This window comes from Priestia abyssalis (genome assembly GCF_002019595.1).
Classification (GTDB): domain Bacteria; phylum Bacillota; class Bacilli; order Bacillales; family Bacillaceae_H; genus Bacillus_BA; species Bacillus_BA abyssalis.
Genome location: NZ_KV917369.1, coordinates 1,271,642 through 1,287,137, shown reverse-complemented (window position 1 = coordinate 1,287,137; position 15,496 = coordinate 1,271,642). Strand labels below are relative to the sequence as shown.

The following is a 15,496-nucleotide window of genomic DNA, read 5'->3' as shown; positions in this document are numbered from 1 at the left end:
CTTACCTCTTCCTTTACACATCCATTTTGGAAGGTATGAAGCAACAAGACTGTTACTTCCATCTTACTATATTTTTTCTATTTTTTGCGGAGGAAAATTGTTATATTTATGAACAATTATGCATAAATTTTTTTTTGATGAACTCTCATTTTACGCTTGAAGGCATTTTTTATAATCGCAATTTCTCCATAACACCAGTGAATGGTACATTTTTTCATAAGAAGTTATCAATCCATCCAAGGAAGAGAATCTTGTTTGTTGAACTGAAATAAACCGTCAAGCAATTCTCGATTTTAATAAAATCTCTCATGACGGTTCTTTTTCGGGAGACTGGGAAGAAAACATAAAGAAATTATGTTTCCTTCCCAGTCTCCTATGAAAAAACTCAAACTAAGAAAATTATAGTTTGAGTTAACTGAGTGTATGGTGTCGCTTACTTTTTCGTAAATGCTTCATGCAGCGCTGACAGTTCACGTTCAAGACGATCTAACAATGCTTTCCCCGTAGGCTCATCAATAAGTTCTAGACGTACGGCAAAATCAATCTCCCTCGATAATCCGAACATTTGTGTATCTAAAACTTCTTCATACAACGGACATTGCGGCATCGTAAGATTATCCATTTGTACTTGAATAAGCTTTAAAATTTTCTCTGCATCTGCTTTTAAGAGCGCATATGCTTTATCACGATGATCTATTGTAATCTCAGGCGTCAAAATCAGTCCCTCCGTTCCCGAGCATTTTCCTGATTCTATCTTTAAATAATATCGTTAAACTGTTGAAATTGCAAGAAAAAACAGGACAGCCAAATGGTGACATCTTTCCATAAAATCTTTATACTAAAAAGAGACTTGGGGAAAAGGAATGGTGACAAAGATGGAAAACATATTACCTATCGAAGGAAATGTAAAATACACAATCACGTTGGATCCGGGGGTTTGGATTTTCGATGATCGTAAAGTGGATTTAAATAATTACTTTATTTCAACTACCGAAAAAGAGGACGAGCTAGCTGCCTATACAAAGAATATCTCTGCTCACTGGGACCGAGAAATACGTGAAGGAGCGGTCTTCCCGCCAACTTTAAAAACAGAAAAAAAGTTTGAAAAAGAAAAAATTATAAACGGTTCATTTGGAATCGCCTTCAAGCATTTTTTAAAGAACGCGGAGCCGGGTGAAGATGCATCTGTTTGTTTAATTGAAACGAAAGATAAGACAATCGAAGTCCCGCTTCATGAAGCAGATACGTTCATATTGGCTTTCTCTTATAATGGCAAGCCGCTTAAAGAAGACGGTCCTGTCCACATTTATTTTGACGACGGTTCCAATCAAAATGAACCGATTAAACATATTCGCAAATTCATCATTAAATAAGGCCCCCCTTCCGCTTAAACATAATGAACGGAACCTTCCACCCTGCAGGAGGACTCGACAAGAAATTTTTCCGGGTGAGTCCTCCTCTTGTTTGGAAGGGCTTGACAGTCTTTTTCTGTATATCGCCTTCATCCTTTTTCAGTCGCTTGGAGTCCTTTCATACTCCTCAGAGCAGATCTGCTGCTAACTGTGCGAGAGCAGAGCGCTCTCCTTTAACAAGGTTGACATGTCCGGAAATCTTTTGGTCTTTAAATTTTTCTACAACATACGTGAGGCCATTGTTATATTCATCTAAGTAAGGATGATCAATTTGTGCCGGATCCCCCATTAACACAATTTTGCTTCGTTCTCCTACCCTCGTTAAAATCGTTTTCACTTCATGTTTCGTTAAATTTTGGGCTTCATCAATAATAATAAATTGGTCTGGGATGCTTCTTCCGCGAATATACGTGAGGGCCTCTACTTCAATAGACCCCATGCCTGCTAAAATGGCATCAAGTTCACCGGGTTTTTTTGTATTAAACAAGTACTCTAAATTATCATAAATCGGCTGAACCCAGGGCCTTAATTTTTCTTGCTTTTCTCCCGGCAGAAAACCGAGATCTTTGCCGACAGGAACAATAGGCCGTGCGACGAGAAGCTTTTTAAAATAACCCAAATCTTCCGTTTGCATTAAGCCCGCAGCCAATGCAAGAAGGGTTTTTCCTGTACCTGCTTTCCCGATTAATGTCACCAAGGATACATCATCCCGGAGCAAAAGTTCAAGTGCCATCGTTTGCTGGACATTCCGCGGCTTGATTCCCCATATATGATCGTATTCATATACAAGCTTGCGAACTTTTTTCCCCGCTTGATCGACAATTCCGACAGCCGAACCAGAGCTTCCAAATGCGTCTTTCATGACAATAAACTGATTTGGATAAAAAGGATGATTCGCCATCTGAGAAAGGGGCAATTCTCCTTTTTCATAGAACATACTTAACAAATCCTTTTGAATGTATACTTCTAAAAATCCTTTATAAATACTGTCATATTCTACAACTCTGTCACTCAGAAAATCTTCAGCCTCTAATCCAATGGCGTCTGCTTTTACTCGTACAAGTACATCTTTACTTACTAGAATAACTTGCCTTCCCTCTTCCTTTGTTTCTTCTTCAAGTGATAAATTTTTGGCCACAGCCAATATACGATTATCGTTCGTCTTCTCTACAAAAATCTCCTGCAGTTGGTGAAATGAACGGTGGTTCAGTTCAATCCGTAAAAACCCTCCTGTTTCCAGCGGAATTTTCTCATGCAACTTTCCATTTTGCCTTAAATTATCGATAAGTTTGGAAACATGCCGGGCATTTCTACCTACCTCATCCATGTTTCGTTTTTTAGAGTCTACTTCTTCCAAAACAACAGCCGGTATTACCACTTCATTATCTTCAAAAGAAAAAATCGAATGCGGATCTTGCAATAAAACATTCGTATCTAATACGTAAACTTTTCTCAATCTTCCGCCTCCTACCCCAAGTAGTTTTTCGAGAAGTAGTAAATGTTGGCTCCATCCACTACTTGATGGCTCCCTTTTCGCCTCCCTTATGTAAGTGAACATTGATGAAGGAACGTTTGTCTTAAATATATGAATTAACGTATAAAGATAGAAGATTTATTACACAATAAAGACAAGAATCTCAAGTGAAAAGGGGGATTTTTTCATATGGCCAAACGGCTCTTAATTTTTGCAGTCTTTTTCTCTTGTATTTTATCCGCTTGTACCGTCAATCAACAGTCAGTTGAAGAAAACGAAAACCAAACAGAATTGATTCGAGTTAAAAACAGTGTACCTGAGCAGGTTCAAAAGCGTTCCGCCAAAGATATTTCGCGTCATCTCGTCCAGCTCGCCTCCAGTATTCCAAATGTCAATGATGCAACTGCTGTAGTTGTTGGAAAATACGCATTAGTGGGCATTGACGTAAATGCAAAATTAGAGCGCTCGGAAGTCGGGTCTATTAAATATTCAGTAGCAGAAAGTTTAAAAAAAGATCCTTTTGGAGCAAACGCGATTGTAATCGCTGATCCGGATACCTATGCGCGTTTACGCGAAATCGGAGGCGATATTCAAAACGGCAGGCCTGTTACCGGTTTTTTAGAAGAACTTGCTGATATCGCCGGACGAATTATCCCTGAAGCGGCAAGTGAAATACGAAAAAATCCATCGGAAACGGAAACGAATGATGATAAACTTCCGGCTGGTGAACAAAAAGAATTAGAGAAAGAACAACAAGATCAATCGAACAATCATCTAGATAAATAAAACAGATGGGCCGAACAAGGTCCATCTGTTTTATTTATCCCGCATCAACAGGCAGTAACTCCCACTGATGGAAGTTTCCTTTATAGTCATGCCTGTCTCATTGCATCCATTACTTGTTTATCGAGCTTTGCTGCAGCCTTTGGGTCATATGTTTTTTCATATACAGGCTCTGCTGCAATTTTAGACCCATAAAACATGACATCACGTACTTCTCTAATGTTTACTTCAATTAATGCCAACTTTAACGGGACTCCCTCTAATCGTTCTTGCTTCAACGCAGCAGAACCGCTAATGGAGTAACAAGATTCATTCGCAATAATGTTAATAACTACACCGCTGTGATTTTGAATATTTGTTACAATTCTGGAGCGGTTGTCCACTGCAAAATAAATATGAGATGAATCCTTCGCTAATATCCATGAAATAGCACTGACATTTGGCGCTTTCGTTTCAAAATCCACTGTGGCTAATGTGACAAAGCGTTCCTTTTGCAAGCTATCAAATAATGGTTCAATCAATGTTTGTTCTACTTGATTAGCCAATTTAATCCCCTCCCGAATTCAATATCGCTTTACTTTTGCCCCGAATTAACAGGCAGTAGATCCCCTGCTGAGGGAAGTTTCCTTTATAATACCTATTTTTACGAATAAAGGAAACGCAGAAATTTCATCATGTTAAATATCATGACGTTTTTTCTTCATATGTAACATTCTTCGACGAAAATAAATTGACATCCTTCTTTCTTTCCGCCCATAATCAATATATCCTTTATTTTTTTATGACAATTAAAGCTTTGAGGTGGAAAAATGAGAGTAAAGTGTGTATTATGTGATAAAATCGAATCCATTGAGGATGAAACATTAATAGCTAAACGCTTGCGTAATCGCCCTATTCATACATACATGTGCTCGGATTGCCATAACCGAATTGAAAAGCGCACAAAAGAAAGAGCCGCGTCAGGTAAATTCAACTTATATCAACCACGGAAAGTAGAAGAAGATTGGTAAGATGATAAGAAAAGCGTAAGCGCCTTGGTCAGCTCGTGAAGGAAATAGGGATTGACCCCGTATACGCGCCTTATGAGGGCAATCATCTTTTCCACAACGAGCTAGGCGCTGGAGCTAGACACCAGTCCCCATCGAAAAAGTTATACTCAAAAAAAGCTTCTCCCCGGTAAGGGAGAAGCTTTTTTATTGAGGATAGTTTACATATTTATGCGGTTCTTTCTCGATTTGTTCATACATGATATCAATTAACTCGACCGGAAAGCGTGCAATCTTTTCTTCCCGGCCTATCATATACGTCACAAGATACATGATGTCATCTTTTATAAACTGCACATTCTTTACTTGATGGTCTTTCGTCAATAACTGTTCAAAAAACGAAAGCGTTTCTTGTGCAGCATGATCATCCGGTCTGGCATCCGCCACGACTTTAATCGTTAACCAGTTATATATTGTATCTTGAACCGACTTCATGCTGACAGCCCCTTTTTATAAATTTGAATTCGCTTCTTGCTTTTTTGCTTGATACAAGCGAATCTTATATATAATTAATACGAGGGCCGCTACAACTAATCCTTCTGCTACTGGCAAAAAGATACCTAGAAATGTCAAAACAGTACAACCAAGGGCAAGAAACGTATAAATGACGGCCGACTTTAAAATCGGCAGTTTCTTGGCAAAACCTAATTTGTATACAAGAACGGATAATGCAAAAATGGTCAAATACAACATCCACATTCCTGCCTCCGGGTTGTCTCCCACCTTGTAAAGAGCGGCAAAAAAGGACAAATGCTCTTTTACGTCCATTTTATCTCCCCCTCCCTTTGCTGCCTTTCAACATTATTGCATTTCTGCGTATTTCTTTTTCTTCGCGATTCTTTCACGTTCATTTTTATCAAGAATTTTCTTGCGCAGTCGAATCGATTCAGGTGTAATTTCGCAGTATTCATCTTCGTTCAAATACTCAAGAGATTGCTCTAATGACATGATGCGAGGCTTCTTCATAGTCGTTGTTTGATCTTTGTTGGCAGAGCGGATATTTGTTGCTTGCTTCACCTTACAAATGTTCACGACAAGGTCGTTATCACGTGTATGCTCACCGACAATCATTCCTTCATAAACATCCGTACCTGGCTCAACAAAAATAACTCCGCGATCTTCTACACCCATAATCCCGTAAGTAGACGCTTTGCCTGTATCCATCGAGATAAGCACCCCTTGACGGCGTCCTCCTACTTGTCCCGGCTGCATAGGCTGATAGCTGTCGAACGAGTGGTTGATGATACCGAAACCTCTTGTTAAGGACAAGAATTCAGTTGTATAACCAATTAATCCGCGAGCAGGCACCATGAAAATCAGGCGAACTTGTCCGCTTCCATTGTTAATCATGTCGACCATTTCACCTTTACGTGCACCCATCGATTCCATAACGGCACCAGTATGCTCCTCAGGTACATCGATTTGTACACGCTCAACCGGCTCACATCTCACGCCGTCAATTTCTCTTACGATAACTTCCGGTTTGGATACTTGAAGCTCGTATCCTTCACGGCGCATATTTTCGATCAGGATAGAAAGGTGAAGCTCTCCACGTCCTGATACAACCCACGCATCTGGTGAATCCGTATTGTCAACACGTAAACTTACATCCGTTTCAAGCTGTGAACGAAGACGTTCTTCAATTTTGCGTGCTGTTACAAACTTCCCTTCGCGACCCGCAAATGGGCTGTTGTTTACAAGGAACGTCATTTGTAATGTCGGCTCGTCGATACGTAAAACCGGCAGAGCTTCTTGATGCTCAGTCGGACAAACTGTTTCCCCTACGTTAATGTCTTCCATACCAGAAACCGCGATTAAGTCTCCAGCTTTTGCTTCTTGGATTTCAATACGTTTTAATCCTAGGAAACCAAACATTTTCGTCACGCGGAATTGCTTGACAGAACCGTCCAATTTCATGAGTGCCACTTGCTGGCCAACCTTCATTGTTCCGCGGAACACTCGTCCAACCCCGATACGGCCTACATAGTCATTGTAGTCCAACATCGCTACTTGGAACTGAAGAGGCTCATCGCTGTTATCGACAGGTGCCGGGATGTTTTCGATAATTGTCTCAAATAACGAAGACATGTTCTCTTCTTGTTTTGATGGATCTGAATCTAAACTTGCTGTTCCGTTCATCGCAGAAGCAAAAACAACTGGGAATTCTAATTGTTCTTCATTTGCACCTAATTCAATGAATAAATCGATGACTTCATCTACTACTTCATCGGGACGGGCAAAATCACGGTCGATTTTATTTACTACCACAATTGGGGTTAAGTTTTGCTCTAATGCTTTTTTTAATACAAAGCGCGTTTGCGGCATGCAGCCTTCGTATGCATCGACAACTAATAATACGCCGTCAACCATTTTCATGATACGCTCTACTTCACCGCCGAAGTCGGCATGGCCAGGTGTATCTAAGATGTTGATTCGAGTATCTTTATAGTTAATCGCAGTATTTTTAGCTAAAATGGTAATACCGCGCTCACGTTCAAGATCGTTGGAATCCATTGCACGCTCTTCTACTTGCTCATTCACACGGAACGTACCGGATTGACGTAAAAGCTGGTCTACTAATGTTGTTTTCCCATGGTCTACGTGGGCTATAATCGCAATATTGCGTAAATCTTGACGAATCTTCACGTTTTCACTCCTAATGTTCATAATAACTAAGATATTATATCATAATACATGTAGAAATGCGGAATACTTTTATGTACACTTATTATATTGGTCTTCGGGGGAGGGATATAGATGAAAGAATTCAAATGGATTTTTCTCGTTTACTCTATTTTAGCCGCCACTTGCCTTATGGCCGTCGGCATCTTTATCGGTGAAAAAAGTTTCATTGGCATTATTGTATCCATTATCGGTTTATTTATCATTATGGGGTTGGGATTTTCCACAAAAAAGAAAATGCGCGAGCGAGGAGAATTATAGAAAAAAGGCTGGTTCAACAGCTATGCAACGCATAGCTGTTGAACCAGCCTTCTGAAAGGACCTGTCATGAAAATTCCGTAACCAACGAATTTTCATGACAGGTCCTTTCAGCTAGTTTAAAGTTTCTCTGAAGGGTTCACTACCGCATCTCCATTATCTAATTCAAAGAGGTCTCGTCATTACCATATACGGCTCATTTCTGTTGTTTTCTTCCACCTTAAATTGTTCAAATCCGCACATGGCCCAAAATTGCATCCACTCTATTCGCTGCAAGGGAACAGAGGCAAATAAAACATCATGCCCCTCCTGTTTATATCGATCTGCAATTTGGTCTACAATCTGTTTTCCATATCCTTTTCTTCGAGCTCGTCCATCCACTAAAATGGTACCAATCCAAGGCTTTTCATTTGATGGAGCCCAATCAACCGTAAATGCTATCCCGATTGGTTTCTCACCTTTAGACCAAAGTGTCCATTGGCCATTCATCATGTCATATTTCTGCATATATGACGCCAGATCCGAAACTGAACATTCTTCCTCTTGCCAGGCAATGCTATCTTGAATAAGCTTTTCAAAAAACGGCTGATCATCTTTTTCATAAAGTCTGAAAGAAAGCACGGTTATCGCTCACGCTTTACATAATCATTTAAAATACTGGCATGCAGCCCCGGCTTTGCGATTAACACACTGCTTTTGTTCAGAATACTTAACGGTTTTCCTTCTAGTGTGGTAGCCGTTCCCCCTACTTCTTCCACAAGGATTTTTCCTCCTGCGAAATCCCATGGTGCCAAACGCAATGTAATATAAGCATCAATGCGTCCGGATGCTACATAAGCCATTTCAATGGCAGCCGAACCATAGGATCGTGTCCCGCGAACATGGCGAACAAGGGGCGTTAACACTTCACGATCAATGCGCTTATTCGGAGTAACCCATGTAGAATTAAGGCCGATGACCGCTTCTTTCACCTCTACCGGATCGAGCTTAGGCAATTGAATATCATTCATAAAAGCGCCCTTCCCCTTAAAAGCATGATACAGCTCATCATGTACAACATCATAAATCAATCCGACCTGGCCTACCCCGTTTTCGTAAATTCCAATAGAGATGGCAAAGTTGCGTTGTTGATGAACAAAATTCATCGTACCATCAATTGGATCGATGACCCAGATAACCCCCTCGTCTGATTCCAGTTCTTCTCCGAATCCTTCTTCCCCCAAAATATGATGCGACGGAAAAGTAAAGCGGATTTTATCAATCAGAAACTGCTCCACTTCCTGGTCCATATTTGTCACCAAATCGTTGGGATTGGATTTGGATTGGATGAGAAGTTCTTTGCTAAATGACTTCTTAATAAGAGCCCCTGCTTCCTTTACCCATTGCTTAGCATATGTATCAATTTGCTCCCAATTATGTTTCATCGTCTTAAACCCCTTTCAGGTTCAAATTATGTATGTAAACTAAGCTTAAAAAAACATAACTGGTAAATCAAGTATTCACACTCACAGAAAAAACGAACCCTTGTTCAAGGTTCGCGGCATCTCACACCTACAAACAATGTCATCCTATTTTACGCTTTGCAGTTTCAGCATTTCTTGGCGCAGCCTCTCAAGCTTTTGTTTGCACTCGTTTTTCTTCTGTTCATTATTCTCTACCATTGCCTCATATAAAGTGGCAAGTTCATAATCCATTTCCAATCGAATGACTGCAAGCCTTTTTTGACCGTCCAATTTCTTATACATGTTCACTACTTGTTTCATTGAATAGCCCCCCTCTCAATTTCCGCTTAGCAATTCTTCTTTTAAAAGACTAAATTTTCAGATATTTTTTGTTGATATATTCTATGATAATCGCATCCTACATGTAACAAAATTGTGTGTTTACCCATTAAGAAATGCGAAGGCGACTGTTCAACTTTGAGAGACGTTACAGCTTCTGACAAGGAAACCGCTCTTTGGTTTCAATGGCAGAAGTGAAACGGCCGAAAAGTTAGGAGCCGCAGCTAGCCATTAAATTGAACGAAGTCTTACAAGCAACTTGCTCTTTGATTTGACAAATTTCCGGCTGTTATGCTTATCATACATTTAGTGACTATACTCATTTTTAAGTGGAGGAAACATATGCAATTTACAGGATTTTCAAAAGAAGATTTTAACGTATTTGACATCGAGGGGTTAGACGCCCGAATGGAAGGAATCAAAACAGCAATTCGTCCCAAGCTTGAACTGTTAGGACAGCATTTTGTGCCTACTCTTTCGACGCTTACAGGAGATGAAATGTTTTATCATGTCGCTAAACATGCGCGCCGGACGAAAAACCCGCCAAAAGATACATGGGTCGCGTTTGCTTCTAATAAAAGAGGATATAAAATGTTGCCGCACTTTCAAATCGGCTTATGGCACACACATGTTTTTATTTGGTTTGCTGTCATTTATGAATCACCTATCAAAGAATCGTTCGGCCACACCCTTTTAAACCATCTTCAAGAAGTGAAGCAAATTATTCCTTCTCATTTTGCCTGGTCCAAAGATCATACACAGCCGGAAGCTATACCAATGGGCAATTTGAAAACTGAGGATTTGCAAGAGCTTTTTACACGCTTGCATACCATAAAAAAAGCAGAAATTTTATGCGGACTGAATATACCAACAGAAAAAGCGATCTCCATGAGCGGGGAAGAATGGCTGGCTGCAATTGACGACACGTTTAATACTGTATTACCGCTATACAAACTGTCTCAAGAAGCATCTAAAAAGATTTAAATAGTGTATATTTAGTTTATTCTGAAATCTCGTTTGTATGATAAAGTACTATAAAAAAAGACAAGAGGATGACTCAAAAGGGAAAAATGCAACCCTCTTGAGCCATCCTTCTACATTTTAATAATAGCGCCGGCCGAAGAATCTTTTGCGTTTTTTATTGCACGGTATATAGAATAGCCGCTTATCTCTTCAAACTCATGACCGATTTTTTTCTCCTCTGATTTGCTTGGCACAATTTCTTTAAAGCGGCGATAAGATAACATTAATACATCGCGTTCAATCCCTTTTTCATAAGCTTTTTCAACCATTTCGAAAAATTTGATGACATCGATGATTTCCTCTGTGTTCCAATCAAGTGAAATTGGATATTGATATTCCATGTTGATTTCTCCACCTTCTTTGTATGTATCACGCATCCACTGTTACACCTGCCATCGTAACCAGCTTGTTGCTTCCCGAATTGAAGGATGCGCTCTGTCCATGAATTAGCAATGGCTCTACCCGGTGCACCAAGCGTTTGCTTAATCACTACTGTATCATATTCAGACCCATTGACAAGCGCTTGCTTATAAAACATGGGATATGGATTGTTCTTCATCCATATCCCATGTTTTATATATATGCAAAAATTTCTTTGCAAAGTCTTCAATAGATGCTATAATTCTTTTGTTTATCAGCGGATAAAGACTAAAATTCAACGTCTTTACCAGAACATCCTGTTCACTGACAAAAAGAATTAAAAATGCAGCACCTTGCGAGAATATCCAATTCGTTGAGTCAAAGACTAAAGAAGTGGACTTCATTCAGGTGTAACATCCATCAGAATAGACGGGTGTTTCCATTTTTAATAAAGGGATATCAATGTAAATGATAAAGTGAACCTTCATTACAGGGAATCTTATGGCCCGTTTGAGCGGGATAAAAAAATATGAAATAGATAAAGAGGTGGATAGCAAAGTTGTCTTCACAATTTGAAACTCCGTTATTTACTGGGCTTGTTGAGCATGCAAAAAAAAATCCTACCCAATTCCATATTCCTGGACACAAAAAAGGAAATGGAATGGATCCCCAATTCCGAGCATTCGTTGGCGACAATGCCCTTTCAATAGATTTAATTAATATTGGTCCATTAGATGATTTACATCAGCCAAAAGGGATGATTAAAAAAGCCCAAGATTTGGCCGCAGAGGCATTCGGGGCTGATCATACCTTTTTCTCTGTACAAGGTACAAGCGGTGCTATTATGACAATGGTCATGTCTGTATGCGGGCCTGGAGATAAAATTTTGGTTCCGCGCAACGTTCATAAATCGGTTATGAGCGCTATCGTATTTTCAGGTGCCACACCTGTATTCATCCATCCTGAAATCGACTCGGTTCTTGGCATTTCTCACGGAATTACACCGGAATCCGTCGAAAAAGCACTGGAACAGCATCCTGAAGCGAAAGCTGTTTTAGTAATTAATCCAACTTATTTCGGAATTGCCGGCGATTTAAGAAGAATAGTGGAAATCGCTCATTCCCATGACATTCCTGTTCTTGTCGATGAAGCACACGGCGTTCATATTCATTTCCATGAAGATCTTCCTCTTTCTGCTATGCAGGCAGGGGCCGATATGGCTGCGACAAGCGTTCACAAGCTTGGCGGATCTATGACACAAAGTTCAATTTTGAATGTACGTGAAGGACTTGTGTCACCTAAGCGTGTCCAGACGATTTTAAGTATGTTAACGACAACATCTACGTCTTATCTATTGCTTGCTTCTTTGGATGCCGCACGCAAGCGTCTAGCTATAGAGGGGAAAGAGTTAATCGAAAAAACGATTCATCTTGCAGAAAAGACTCGGGACCAAATTAACGAAATCAAGAATCTTCGATGCGTAGGTCGTGAAATTTTAGGAACTGCTGCCACCTATGATATGGATCCGACAAAACTGATTGTCTCAGTAAAAGATCTGGGAATTACAGGCTATGATGTAGAAAAATGGCTTCGTGAAAAATTTAATATTGAAGTGGAAATGTCTGATCTTTATAACATTCTTTGCATTATAACACCTGGAGATACAGAAGGTGATTTACAAAAACTAGTTGATGCCCTTCGAGAACTGTCCAATGAGTGCAGCCATCAATCAGACAATGTTGCAAATCCTGCTGTATTATTACCGGATATCCCTGTTTTAGCTCTTACACCAAGAGACGCCTTTTATGCAGAAACAGAAGTTGTACCCTTTGAGGAATCTGCTGGCCGCATTATCGCTGAGTTCCTCATGGTGTACCCCCCAGGTATTCCTATTTTTATTCCCGGTGAAATCATCACGGAGGATAATTTGAAATATATTAAAATGAATTCAGAAGCGGGCCTTCCTGTCCAAGGTGCTGAAGATTATGAACTGAAAACATTGCGGGTAATTAAAGAACATCGCGCAATCAAATAATTTATTGCCAATTTGATTATGAAAAGCAAACCCCGGGCTTAGCCTGGGGTTTGCTTTTTATGAAAAAAATCCATTCTCGTACAAGCCGAGAATGGATCATTTATCCCCTTATTATCACCCTACATCAATCTAAACTTTCAGTATATTCGCAATCTGAACAATTACATTGTCCATATAATGTTGTTACTTTTTCATCTTCAAAATAATCAATTGTGTTATTACAAGTTTGACATACGATAGTTCCCATCTATAAACTCCCCTTTGTTTGAGTTTAATAATATAAATTGATTTCCCCTCAAAATGTAAGCGTTTAATTATCTATCTGTTATTATAATAATATGTCACATTTGTTTTGTCAACACCTAATTAGTATAACACATTTATAAAAGAAGAAATCATTATTCGCTTTTATTGAGAATGCAGCCAACAAAAAAGGCAGGGTATGAACCTGCCTTTTTTACTCATATTGTGTTTCAAAAGGAGTGCTTGGGATGCTTACCCGGAAAAATTCAGCTAAATCAGCAGCTTCTTCTTTTGTACGAATTCGGAATACAGTTTGGAGATGATCTAAATCTTCAATGTCTTTGGAATCGAGGAGAGTGGAGCGGCCTGTTTGCATACAGATAACAAGAGGTTTGCCGAAAAACATATTTGTGTAGACAATTGCAAAGTCATAGCGCGTTTCTAAAGTCGTAAAACCAACAAATCGAACTTTAGCGCCTTCCATTTCATCATACAATTTTTCAAATAAATCCATATTACTCCTCCTTTTTAATAATCTGAATTTTATTATAATTCATTTCCAGCGTTCTTACAATATATCAAAATTATCAGTCAATTATTCTTGTGCCGTATTTTTGAGAATGCTAAAATATATAGGAACATCTTTTTATAGTAAGGAAGAAAAATCCATTTGTAAAGATTGAGGGTCAAACGGGAGTTATTACAGAAAAGATGACTTTCTTTTTAGGTCAATGCTGCCTTTGGAGGGATTTATGTGATAAGCAGTGCCTTCATAAAATTAGTACCAAAGTCTTCACAGCAAGAAATCACCATAGAAGAAGTAAAACACTTATTTCATTATTACAAAGAAATTACAGCCAAGACAGGACATCAGCTTAGCTGGAATTATGCTCATAGTGCCTTCCCTTACGAAATACATGATGTACTTGACATGAAAGAAAACATGCTTTATTTAAAGGGAACAAATGAAAAGTATTTTGCGATGATTGTCAAGATTGGAGCCGACACAATACCTTTAGAAGAAACAAATGAATCTTACAATCAAACATACATCCAAATTCTCCTGCCAAAAGGCGCGACAAATGGTGATAAGGGAAAAGCTAATGAATTTTGCAAGTTTTTGGCAAAGAAGCTTTCGGGGGAACTTCATTTGTTTAATAGTCGAATTATGTATTTTTATAAAAGAGGGAGCTGACCCGCAAGTCTGCTTTTAGTGGACTTGCGGGTTGTCTTTTGATACAGCCCTATTAAGGGCTGTATCAAAAGACAGCTTGAATGATAGTTATAACTTCTTCTTTCGTAAACCCTTCCCAAAACAAGCGTCCTTTTACTAATAAATCTACGTGCAGGTGCAGCTCGGTTCCGTCTTTGTTCACCTCTCCGCTTGTTCCTGAATTCCCTACAAACCCAATCAGCGTATTCTGATCAATTTTATTTCCTATTTGAAGTTCACTTGAGATATTGCTTAAATGTGCAAAACGGGCTTGAACTCCATTTTCATACTGAATCCATACTTGCCTGCCTCGAAGTTTATCTAATATATAAAGAGGTGTTTTTCCATGAAGCTGGCAAACGTGCAAATCCTGCTCCCTTTCTTGGACTGATTTATATCCAGTATATTCATGATCGACCCTTACAACTCTTCCTTCCCCCATCGCATACACGGGAGTTCGTTCATTGATGACAGCACCCGTAGAATAACTGTACCAATCCAACCCTTCATGGAAGCCCCCGCGATAATTCCTTTTTGCCCCCGGTATGTGCGATGGATAAAGATCCGGTTTCACTCCTTTTAAAGGTGAAGATAATACTTGAAGCTGCTCTATGATTTCCTGCTTATTTTTTATTTGAGCTTGAACAGGCCGCGTATTTTGTTCCATTTTTGCTTCATTCGTAATTTTAACTTTCCCACCTTCTACCCAAACAAGAGTTGGGAAAAAACGATGAAGCCATACTGCTGAAAGATATACCTTCTTTCCTTTCACCAAAAAATCATTCTGCTGGATTGGCTCATAGTGTCCATCTCTTTCTACTACTGGAACACCCTCGATAAAGAAGAAGTTTTGTCCATCTATCGTCAAGGTGAAGGCCCGATCAATCTCATCAAAAACAGAATTTCCGTTTAATTGCTTAGTAATTGCCTCAGCTTCCACATATAATTCATTCTCTTCTAAGATAGAGGGTAAAATCACACTGTTATCACGTTTCACCGAAATATTTTTTTCATCCTGATCCTTTAATCCAAGAAAAACAAAAGATATAACGAAAATGATGGCTATTGCTGCCCATACTATTTTTTTCACCTGTCCACTCCTCTCTTTCTTCATCCAGTATCGACAGGTGTTCTATAAAGTAATCAGCTAAAGGGCAGCTCATACATTTTTCTTTTCATGGGCAGA

The 15,496-nt window shown here is 39.3% G+C and carries 20 protein-coding genes; 7 read left to right on the top strand and 13 right to left on the bottom strand.

What is annotated here, in order from left to right; genetic code table 11:
* Positions 1–433: 433 nt before the first annotated feature.
* Positions 434–715 (bottom strand): Fpa/YlaN family protein, encoded by a 282-nt coding sequence (locus BK575_RS05975; protein ID WP_028396951.1) that lies wholly within the window; start codon positions 713–715, stop codon positions 434–436.
* 160 nt (positions 716–875) lie between these two features.
* On the opposite strand from BK575_RS05975, the gene BK575_RS05970 reads away from it, so the two are divergent.
* On the top strand, positions 876–1,373 hold the full coding sequence (locus BK575_RS05970; RefSeq protein ID WP_078414666.1) for a molybdopterin-binding protein: 498 nt from the start codon (positions 876–878) through the stop codon (positions 1,371–1,373).
* Positions 1,374–1,539: 166 nt separating this feature from the next.
* Here the strand turns inward: BK575_RS05970 and BK575_RS05965 are convergent, their stop codons facing one another.
* Positions 1,540–2,868: a PhoH family protein gene (locus tag BK575_RS05965; protein ID WP_169907572.1), complete on the bottom strand. Its 1,329-nt coding sequence runs from the start codon at positions 2,866–2,868 to the stop codon at positions 1,540–1,542.
* A gap of 207 nt (positions 2,869–3,075) precedes the next feature.
* Here BK575_RS05965 and BK575_RS05960 point away from each other — a divergent pair, with 207 nt between their 5' ends.
* A complete protein-coding gene (locus BK575_RS05960; protein WP_078409344.1) occupies positions 3,076–3,672 on the top strand; it encodes a YhcN/YlaJ family sporulation lipoprotein in 597 nt (198 codons plus the stop codon).
* Positions 3,673–3,758: 86 nt separating this feature from the next.
* Here BK575_RS05960 and BK575_RS05955 read toward each other — a convergent pair whose 3' ends face one another.
* Positions 3,759–4,214, bottom strand: coding sequence for a pyridoxamine 5'-phosphate oxidase family protein (locus tag BK575_RS05955; protein WP_078409343.1), 456 nt, complete (start codon positions 4,212–4,214; stop codon positions 3,759–3,761).
* Positions 4,215–4,478: 264 nt separating this feature from the next.
* On the opposite strand from BK575_RS05955, the gene BK575_RS05950 reads away from it, so the two are divergent.
* Positions 4,479–4,679, top strand: coding sequence for a YlaI family protein (locus BK575_RS05950; protein ID WP_078409342.1), 201 nt, complete (start codon positions 4,479–4,481; stop codon positions 4,677–4,679).
* Between the two features lie 183 nt (positions 4,680–4,862).
* Here the strand turns inward: BK575_RS05950 and BK575_RS05945 are convergent, their stop codons facing one another.
* From BK575_RS05945 to typA, 3 genes are read right to left on the bottom strand one after another with little or no spacing between them, the layout of a single operon-like run.
* Positions 4,863–5,150, bottom strand: coding sequence for a hypothetical protein (locus tag BK575_RS05945; protein WP_078409341.1), 288 nt, complete (start codon positions 5,148–5,150; stop codon positions 4,863–4,865).
* A 15-nt stretch (positions 5,151–5,165) separates the two neighbouring features.
* A complete protein-coding gene (locus BK575_RS05940) occupies positions 5,166–5,483 on the bottom strand; it encodes a YlaH-like family protein (protein ID WP_078409340.1) in 318 nt (105 codons plus the stop codon).
* Positions 5,484–5,516: 33 nt separating this feature from the next.
* Entirely contained in the window at positions 5,517–7,361 is a 1,845-nt protein-coding gene (gene typA / locus BK575_RS05935; protein WP_169907570.1) for a translational GTPase TypA, read from the bottom strand.
* Between the two features lie 111 nt (positions 7,362–7,472).
* Between typA and BK575_RS05930 the strand changes: the two genes are divergently transcribed.
* The gene (locus tag BK575_RS05930; protein ID WP_078409338.1) at positions 7,473–7,658 is read left to right on the top strand and encodes a YlaF family protein; all 186 of its coding nucleotides are present in this window, start codon (positions 7,473–7,475) and stop codon (positions 7,656–7,658) included.
* Between the two features lie 162 nt (positions 7,659–7,820).
* On the opposite strand, the gene BK575_RS05925 is transcribed toward BK575_RS05930, so the two are convergent.
* The 3 genes from BK575_RS05925 to BK575_RS05915 form a co-directional block, all read right to left on the bottom strand.
* Entirely contained in the window at positions 7,821–8,276 is a 456-nt protein-coding gene (locus tag BK575_RS05925) for a GNAT family N-acetyltransferase (RefSeq protein ID WP_169907568.1), read from the bottom strand.
* Positions 8,277–8,278: 2 nt separating this feature from the next.
* Positions 8,279–9,079, bottom strand: coding sequence for an inositol monophosphatase family protein (locus tag BK575_RS05920; protein ID WP_078409336.1), 801 nt, complete (start codon positions 9,077–9,079; stop codon positions 8,279–8,281).
* A gap of 144 nt (positions 9,080–9,223) precedes the next feature.
* Positions 9,224–9,418: a hypothetical protein gene (locus BK575_RS05915; protein ID WP_078409335.1), complete on the bottom strand. Its 195-nt coding sequence runs from the start codon at positions 9,416–9,418 to the stop codon at positions 9,224–9,226.
* Positions 9,419–9,778: 360 nt separating this feature from the next.
* Here BK575_RS05915 and BK575_RS05910 point away from each other — a divergent pair, with 360 nt between their 5' ends.
* Positions 9,779–10,420 carry a YktB family protein gene (locus tag BK575_RS05910; protein WP_078409334.1) on the top strand — a complete coding sequence of 214 codons (642 nt, stop codon included), beginning with the start codon at positions 9,779–9,781 and terminating at the stop codon, positions 10,418–10,420.
* Positions 10,421–10,530: 110 nt separating this feature from the next.
* Here BK575_RS05910 and BK575_RS05905 read toward each other — a convergent pair whose 3' ends face one another.
* Positions 10,531–10,800 (bottom strand): UPF0223 family protein, encoded by a 270-nt coding sequence (locus BK575_RS05905; RefSeq protein ID WP_078409333.1) that lies wholly within the window; start codon positions 10,798–10,800, stop codon positions 10,531–10,533.
* Positions 10,801–11,378: 578 nt separating this feature from the next.
* Here BK575_RS05905 and BK575_RS05895 point away from each other — a divergent pair.
* On the top strand, positions 11,379–12,854 hold the full coding sequence (locus tag BK575_RS05895; RefSeq protein ID WP_078409331.1) for an aminotransferase class I/II-fold pyridoxal phosphate-dependent enzyme: 1,476 nt from the start codon (positions 11,379–11,381) through the stop codon (positions 12,852–12,854).
* 124 nt (positions 12,855–12,978) lie between these two features.
* Here the strand turns inward: BK575_RS05895 and BK575_RS05890 are convergent, their stop codons facing one another.
* Positions 12,979–13,101 carry a GapA-binding peptide SR1P gene (locus BK575_RS05890; RefSeq protein ID WP_078409330.1) on the bottom strand — a complete coding sequence of 41 codons (123 nt, stop codon included), beginning with the start codon at positions 13,099–13,101 and terminating at the stop codon, positions 12,979–12,981.
* A 210-nt stretch (positions 13,102–13,311) separates the two neighbouring features.
* Positions 13,312–13,611, bottom strand: a complete 300-nt coding sequence (locus tag BK575_RS05885) for a DUF3055 domain-containing protein (RefSeq protein ID WP_028396934.1) — start codon at positions 13,609–13,611, stop codon at positions 13,312–13,314.
* A 240-nt stretch (positions 13,612–13,851) separates the two neighbouring features.
* Between BK575_RS05885 and BK575_RS05880 the strand changes: the two genes are divergently transcribed.
* A complete protein-coding gene (locus BK575_RS05880; RefSeq protein ID WP_078409329.1) occupies positions 13,852–14,292 on the top strand; it encodes a DUF1885 family protein in 441 nt (146 codons plus the stop codon).
* A gap of 64 nt (positions 14,293–14,356) precedes the next feature.
* Here the strand turns inward: BK575_RS05880 and BK575_RS05875 are convergent, their stop codons facing one another.
* Entirely contained in the window at positions 14,357–15,400 is a 1,044-nt protein-coding gene (locus BK575_RS05875; RefSeq protein WP_169907566.1) for a M23 family metallopeptidase, read from the bottom strand.
* Positions 15,401–15,496: the final 96 nt, after the last annotated feature.